General features: G+C 39.9%; 5 protein-coding genes. 4 read left to right on the top strand and 1 reads right to left on the bottom strand.

The window, feature by feature from the left end; translation table 11 throughout:
* Nucleotides 1–541: 541 nt before the first annotated feature.
* A complete protein-coding gene (locus BO222_RS01145; protein WP_143356886.1) occupies nt 542–988 on the bottom strand; it encodes a hypothetical protein in 447 nt (148 codons plus the stop codon).
* Nucleotides 989–1,764: 776 nt separating this feature from the next.
* Between BO222_RS01145 and BO222_RS01135 the strand changes: the two genes are divergently transcribed.
* The 4 genes from BO222_RS01135 (at nt 1,765) to BO222_RS01120 (ending at nt 6,551) form a co-directional block, all read left to right on the top strand.
* Nucleotides 1,765–2,460 carry a Crp/Fnr family transcriptional regulator gene (locus tag BO222_RS01135; RefSeq protein ID WP_075817622.1) on the top strand — a complete coding sequence of 232 codons (696 nt, stop codon included), beginning with the start codon at nt 1,765–1,767 and terminating at the stop codon, nt 2,458–2,460.
* A 5-nt stretch (nt 2,461–2,465) separates the two neighbouring features.
* Nucleotides 2,466–3,041 (top strand): 16S rRNA (guanine(966)-N(2))-methyltransferase RsmD, encoded by a 576-nt coding sequence (gene rsmD, locus BO222_RS01130; protein WP_075817620.1) that lies wholly within the window; start codon nt 2,466–2,468, stop codon nt 3,039–3,041.
* 384 nt (nt 3,042–3,425) lie between these two features.
* Nucleotides 3,426–3,875, top strand: coding sequence for a hypothetical protein (locus tag BO222_RS01125; RefSeq protein ID WP_075817618.1), 450 nt, complete (start codon nt 3,426–3,428; stop codon nt 3,873–3,875).
* 489 nt (nt 3,876–4,364) lie between these two features.
* Nucleotides 4,365–6,551 carry an ATP-binding protein gene (locus BO222_RS01120; protein ID WP_075817616.1) on the top strand — a complete coding sequence of 729 codons (2,187 nt, stop codon included), beginning with the start codon at nt 4,365–4,367 and terminating at the stop codon, nt 6,549–6,551.
* Nucleotides 6,552–7,089 lie beyond the last annotated feature (538 nt).

The following is a 7,089-nucleotide window of genomic DNA, read 5'->3' as shown; positions in this document are numbered from 1 at the left end:
TGAATATTGTCGACGATAATTCTGGGCCCATAACGAGACAAAAAAGTACCCGAAACGAGCGAATACTTAACCAAAAGTGTTAAGTATTAAATCACCCGTTTTGGGTACTTTTATAAAACCACGAACATCTTGTTCCTGAATGAAGTAGCAATGAATTATTCAGAGTTCTTTTCTTCTCAATAAATTCATACCGTTTAACTGTGCATCTCTTCATGAAATTTTTAAAGGCATGTGAAAACCAAGAGAAAAGCTCTGTTCTCATTCAACGTGAAGCAAGAACAGAGCTTTTCTGATGGTCGGTTGATTCAGGTCAGATCTTTTAGATCCGCTCTTTAATCATACAATCATTCTTTTCTTCGATTTGGTTTCATTCAGTCTGACATCGAATGGATCAAGGTCAGTTTTCATTCTTCTGCTTTTCTTTGCGTTTTGTCCATACGTTCGTTTTATTCAGAAACACTGAAGATAAGAAAACAGCTTGGCTATATCGAAAAGATTCATCGACAACTTTCTATAGAATTCGTTTTAATAATGTTTTCGATCAGCAGGAAAGACGATATACGATATCCATTTCTTTTAAAGTTCCGGAAATGTCATCGGATTGTCCCAGGCCCTGAAGAGCGCGGTAAATAAACTTCATCGCATCCTGGTGATCATCTGAATGATCATGCATGCTTGTCAGATTGACTGCAATTTTTTTCAGACCACTCCATAAACGAGTCTGCTGGGCTGTCTGATTCTGCTGGAAGGAATACAGCTGATTGAGATTGATAGCCGGTTCAAGGCAGCAATCTTCCAGGCAAATCTTTTTCTTTTCTTCATTGATTTCTTCAATGCGGATCAGAAGACTTTCCATATCCAGTCCTTCTTCTGAAAGAATACGAAGCATGAGTTTATCCGTATTCTCAGTTTTCTGATTTGTCTCGCATACTCTGGCTAATCCGTAAAGGGAACTAGCCATATAGTCCTGTAGCTGTTGTGTATTCATAATTCACCTTTCTGGCTTCTGCCATCTCTCGTCGATTCCAGAATCTGCTTTTAAGCTTTTGTGTCTGCAACGGCATGAATCAGAACAAGTCAGTAGGCTGATTATCGCTCTGGTCATGAATTCAACGCAAATCTTTTTGAAGTGCCTTATTCTCTTTTTCAAGCAGATTATTTATCTTTTCAAAAAAGAGTAGACTCTTCAATTCTAAGACTGGCTCATGCGTTTTATCGTGTCGATTCACTTTGATAAAAATCATTCCCGGATTAACTAGGAAAACCAATCATCCTGATATTGGATGAAATCTATTCGTTCAGTTTTCTGAGCTGGATCAGATGTAAATTCCGTTGCTTAAAATCTCAATGACTGGAATTTTGGCTGGCTGAAATCTCTGACATCTATAAATACACTCAAATCACTGAAATAGACATAACATTCTGGATTTGTGTTTATTTAATGGTTCTCTTTCTAGCGTTCTGAATGAAAACCAGAAAAATTCAGCCATATTTTGGGACAGACCAATCATTACGATTAAAGAAACTGATGAAATACAGTGTCCTTCAAGCGAATAAATCAAATGGAAATAATCTTTGAATCTTACGAACAGGAGCCCTTCCGTTTCATGTAAGCCCTTGTAGTGCAGATCTACCATTTTCATACTGAAAGATTATCAATCCGAATACTAATTTGACTGAGAACTTGAGAAAACGGTTACAGCTATAGTATAAAGGATGTAGAAACAGATTTTGGTTGCATAGACCACTAAAGGTTATAAAGTTATGATTACTTTCGATACTATCCGATTCTTTCAGAATTTATCAAAAGAAGATTTGATGATTGCCCTATCCCGTTTAAAAATACAGCATGAAGTGATACCAAAAGGACGGTCGATCTTTCACAGCGGCAACAGCCGGGATGAATTTGCGATCATTCTTTCCGGTATGGCTGCTGCGGAAGAATATGGGTTAAATGAAGAAAGAATTCTGTTGTTTACGGTTTCTGATCAGGATTTACTGATCGATTCTTCTATTCTTCATTCAGAACCCTGGAAAATTGAATTTCGAACAATGACTCCAGTCACCATCATCCGCATGAATTTTCAGGCTTTGCGCTCACCGATCAATCGGCTTGAACAGCTGCTGCTTGACCGGGTTTATGAAGGGCTCATTCATAATGCAAGAAAAATCAACCGGAAAATTCTGTTAATTTCACTGCCAAACCTGCGTATGAAAATTTTATGCTATCTCTGCCTGATCCGGCAGGAAGTGCCTTATGCTCATCCGCATGAAATCTTTGAAATCCCACTGGATCGGGCTTCTATGGCAAATTACCTGAATACGGATCGATCCGCTTTGTCAAAAGAATTGGGGAAACTGCTGCATGAAGGTATTATTGACTTTGAGAAGAATCGATTCAGTCTGCATATCAATGCTGACAAATATCTTGAAAGCGCAGGCGGATCCTTCACGAGGTGAGCACGATGAGTATGAGAATTATTTCAGGAAGTGCCAGAGGCACTCACATTGAAGCACCAGAAGGCCTCGATACCCGGCCGGTCACCGATAAGATCAGACAATCTCTTTTTAATATCTGGCAATTCGATATTCCTGGATGCCGCTTTCTGGATCTTTTTTCCGGTTCTGGAAGTATGGGACTTGAAGCGTTGTCGCGAAACGCAGATGAAGTGATTATGGTTGAAAAAAGCCCTAAAGCCGCAGCCGTCATTGCTTCCAATCTAAAAACCTGCCATTTTGAAAACCGAAAGGCCAAAATTTTGCAGACCGATGTCTTTAGGGCCATCGATGATCTATCCAATCAGAAAAAGACATTTGATCTGATTTATCTAGATCCTCCTTATACGGTTGATGAAATCTTTGAACCCGTCATGGATTCTATGGGAAAAGCAAATCTTCTTGATCCTGATGGAATGCTTGTGATTCGGACCAGAAAGGAAAAAGAGATGAAGGATCAATATGGAAATCTGGAAAAGTTCAGAGAAAAAGTGTATGGGATTTCTAAAGCTCATTTTTATCGACTGTCTGATTCCAAAGTTTGATCAACCGCACTTTGCCTGAAGATCCGAAAGCATTTCTGATCTACTGCCGCAAAAGCTAAATAAATACCTAAAGCCAAAAATAAAACGAAAGAAATAAGCAAAAAGTCAAAATTATATCCAACCCATTTGTTTTATAAACTCTACGAATAATGTCAATATTATCGATACATCTGGCCTTAATTCATGTTTTTGTTCATTTGAGAGCAGAAACTCCTTTCAAAAACCTGTATTTCACAAATTTGTGAAATTTGTTTTTCGTACATCTCAATGCACCCCGAAATTTCGGGTATAATTGAAACGATTCCAATACTATGGGTTTTCAAACATGCTAGAGCCAGCCATCTCTTTGAGATGGTAAAGCAAAATAGGAGACTAATTGAATCTATGCGCCGATTTTTAAAGAAACAGGACCTGATTAACACTGTCAATGAACTAGTCACAAAAAAGAATCCTCAGCTTGTCAGTATTTATAAGGAAGTAATGCTTTACCATTATTCGAAACAAAAGAAAGATACTCATAAGACCGTTGAAAAAATGCTGTTTGTTCCTGTGCGAATCAAACTCGCATTAGTAAATACATTTCTTGCTTTTGCCGCAATTATTCCACTCGAAGCTTTGCTTGGCAGAGGAATGAACCCTTTATTCTTTGCAGCAGCGATGACTCTACTGAGCATTTTTGTCTTTGCGGAAATGAGAACGCTCAAAAGCAAGCTTTCTGAACTCGATTCAGCGATGCCTTACATTCTGATCGACGAACTGATCGCCAGGAAAATCATCGTTCTTGTTCCTAAAAAAGCAGGCAATTCCAACGCAGCTGTCAAAGCAGCCAAATGATTCTGGCTGCTTTTCTTTTTGGGAAGGTTTAATCAATATGTTTTTAGACACTTCTCCTTTCTATGTCTGCAATGACTTTTTTTGCAAATCTTTTCCATTACTTCGGTATCGCTTTCAATGGTTTATTGAGTTTTCTTCATCTAAAATAGTTTTTAATGAATATCGAATATCCTCTTCTGCTCCTCTTTTATTGATTTTCTTAACTCAACTTTAACAACTCGGATTTTTTTCATTTGTAAGGTTAAATTCATGATGACAATTGATTCATTCAGTGTTACACCCGAATTTCCACAAAAAAAGCCGAATCTGGACGTTCATCATGAGCTAAAACGCTGAAATTCTTAATAAATGGTGGATTTATCATCAAAATCAGCATTGTTTTTCTTTATTTTGTCTTAAATCAAAACACAAATCTTCTACACATTCTTTACTTATTTTCCAATATAATCACATTGTGCAACATGTTTTTTGTGGTAATCCGGAAAGAAGGTGACCCCTATCGAAACGAATACTACCCATTATCTGTCATCTGAAGACTCTCAGGAAAATTCTTCCAAAGATCATATTCTTGCCTGTCTTTCGCCCGTTCCTGCCAACCAGAGAGTCATCCGTTCAGCTGCCAAATGCGCCAGCCTGTACAAGGCGCCCTTGACGGCAATTTTTATTGAAACGTCTTTCTATACCAAAATGTCCAGGGAAGAACGGCGCATTCTCAAGGAAAACATGCGTCTAGCCGAAAGTTATGGATCCGATGTGATTACACTTCATGGAGAGGATGCCGCTTATCTGATCGAAGAATACTGCAAGGTCAATCATGTCACGCATCTGATTCTCGGAAGAACCTATCTGAAAAGCCAGAAGTACTTCAGAACTCATAATCTTGCCGATAAGCTGCGTGACCGAATGCCGGAAGTCGAATTCCATGTCGTTTCCAATCCAGGATACAGAGACAACCGCCTGCTGCGTTTTGACCGGACTCTGACTTATAAAGGAATTCTTCAGGATATTTTTATCTGCGCCATGATCCTGACTGCCAGCGCGATTATCGGTACTCTTTTCGATGAATATGGGCTCGATGATGCCAATATTGTTTCTCTGTTTATTCTGGCTGTTGTTTTATGCTGCATGGCCAGTAAACGGGCGATCATGTGTGTGATCTGTTCCCTGATTGCGATATTTATCTTTGACTATATGTTTGTTGCTCCGCGAGGCGCACTGATCACTTATAACACAGGATATATGGTGACATTCTTTACCACTTTTGTTACGGCCCTTATTATTGGAACCCTGACTCAGTCTCTGAAAGCAAGCTCCGCTTCTTCAGCGCAATCCAGCTTTCGGACTCAGAAACTGTTTGATACGAGCCGGCTTTTACAAAAAGCAGCAGACCCTGAAGATGTCATTGCCGTTACGATTCGTCAGATTGCTGAAATGACTGAACGCAACACAGCCTTCTTAAAATACGAAGATGGAAAAATAGTATCCAGAACAATCTACAATCAGTACAACTCTTCAAAAATGATGGAAGAATCACTGAACCAGGAAACCGAGACTGCGCTATGGGCAATTGAAAACAAGAAGATCGCCGGGGCGAGCACTTTACATTACCGGGATTCACGTTTTTTATATATCCCCTGCTATACCTCCACCAGTCTTGATGGAGTGGTAGCCGTCGAGTTAAAAAAAGACGTTCTTGATTCTCTTGAAAGTACAGTCGCCAGAGCCATCGTCTCAGAAGGGTCCCTGGCTTTAGAAAACATGGAATTGGCCAGAGCGGTAAAAAGCGCTGAAATCAAGGCGCAATCCGAAGAAATCCGTGCAGATCTGCTTCGAGCGATCTCGCACGACCTGAGAACTCCGTTAACTGTAATTAATGGAAATATCGGAAACCTGAAAGAATCCAACAGTTCCCTGAGTGAAGAGGAAAGAGACAGCGTTTATGATGCAATCTATGAAAATTCAGTCTGGCTGACGAACCTGGTCGAAAACCTCCTGACCGCATCTCATTTCGAGAATGGAACGATTCAGGTCCATCCTGAAATCGAAATGATCAGTGACATTATTGAAGATGTGCTCTTGCGCCCAATTCATCAGTCAAGCAATCGGAATATTGAAGTGGACATTGAAGACGATCTGCTGATGGCAAGAATGGATGCTCAGATGATCGCAAGAGTCATTCATAATCTGCTGACGAACGCGATGGAAAATACGGATCCAGATACCCGGATTCTGGTTCACTGCTTCCAGGATCAGGATGAAGCGGTCATTGAAGTCTGTGATGAAGGAAAAGGAATCGAGGACTCGATGAAACCGCAGATTTTCGATATGTTCTATATCGGAAACCGGAAAGTGATCGATTCAAGAAAATCAATGGGCTTAGGCCTGTTCCTGTGCTCTAAAATCGCTAAAGCACATGGCGGAACGCTGAGCCTGAGTGATAATGTTCCGCATGGATGCCGCTTTGCATTAAGACTTCCGTTAGTCAGTCTGCCTGAAAATGATGAAGTTTCAATGGATTTTGAAGATCCTGAGCCTGTGGTGGTAAACCCGGAATCTCTGCTTGAACCGACCCGGTTAAAACTTTCATCGATGATGGATAATCAATCCGGCGTTGATCCATTACCAGTCACCACAATGGATGAAACTTATCAATCACAGTTTGAAAAAGGATTCTGATTTCCCATCAGAATTGCTGCGATAAATTAAAAGAAAAGAAAAAGGAAAAGAGGTTTTGTAAAAGCTGCATTAATGCAGCCGCCATCCAGTGTCAAACCGGATGGCTTTTCTTTTTAACAAATCTGTGCAAGAAGCCCCTATCTCTATAGCCGGAGCAGATTAAGTTTGTTTACTCCTTAAAAGATCTCATCCTGTTCATGTTATTGACAGCCTGATCTTTCAAAAAGCTCATTTGATATTCATACCTGAAATCCCTGTTAAGTTTCGTTGTTTTCATCTTTTTGATTTTTGTATAATTCACAATGTCGTTAAGTTAAGGAGTGTCTTCCATGCGGAATTCGCTCCTCGTTTTTTTGATTTTTAACACAAGCAGTGGAGTTGCTCCAAAAGTTTATAAATTATCCGAATATGGCACTTGACAGACCGAAGCTCGGAACTAATCCATAATCCGAAGGATTTCGGAGGTGGTTATTTTGACCCATTCGAAATCCCCTAAACAGTATCGCCAAATCTTCTATTCTTACCTGGACGGTCTGGC

This window comes from Ileibacterium valens (genome assembly GCF_001945525.1).
In the GTDB taxonomy this organism is placed as follows: Bacteria; Bacillota_I; Bacilli_A; order Erysipelotrichales; family Erysipelotrichaceae; genus Ileibacterium; species Ileibacterium valens.
Note: the sequence above shows the minus strand (reverse complement) of the source record. Positions and strands in the feature narration are given on the sequence as shown.

Bases quoted from the DNA above. Each gene is read 5' to 3' on its own strand.
- BO222_RS01145 (WP_143356886.1), bottom strand. From the start codon at position 988: ATGAATACACAACAGCTACAGGACTATATGGCTAGTTCCCTTTACGGA.
- BO222_RS01135 (WP_075817622.1), top strand. From the start codon at position 1,765: ATGATTACTTTCGATACTATCCGATTCTTTCAGAATTTATCAAAAGAA.
- BO222_RS01125 (WP_075817618.1), top strand. From the start codon at position 3,426: ATGCGCCGATTTTTAAAGAAACAGGACCTGATTAACACTGTCAATGAA.
- rsmD (WP_075817620.1), top strand. From the start codon at position 2,466: ATGAGTATGAGAATTATTTCAGGAAGTGCCAGAGGCACTCACATTGAA.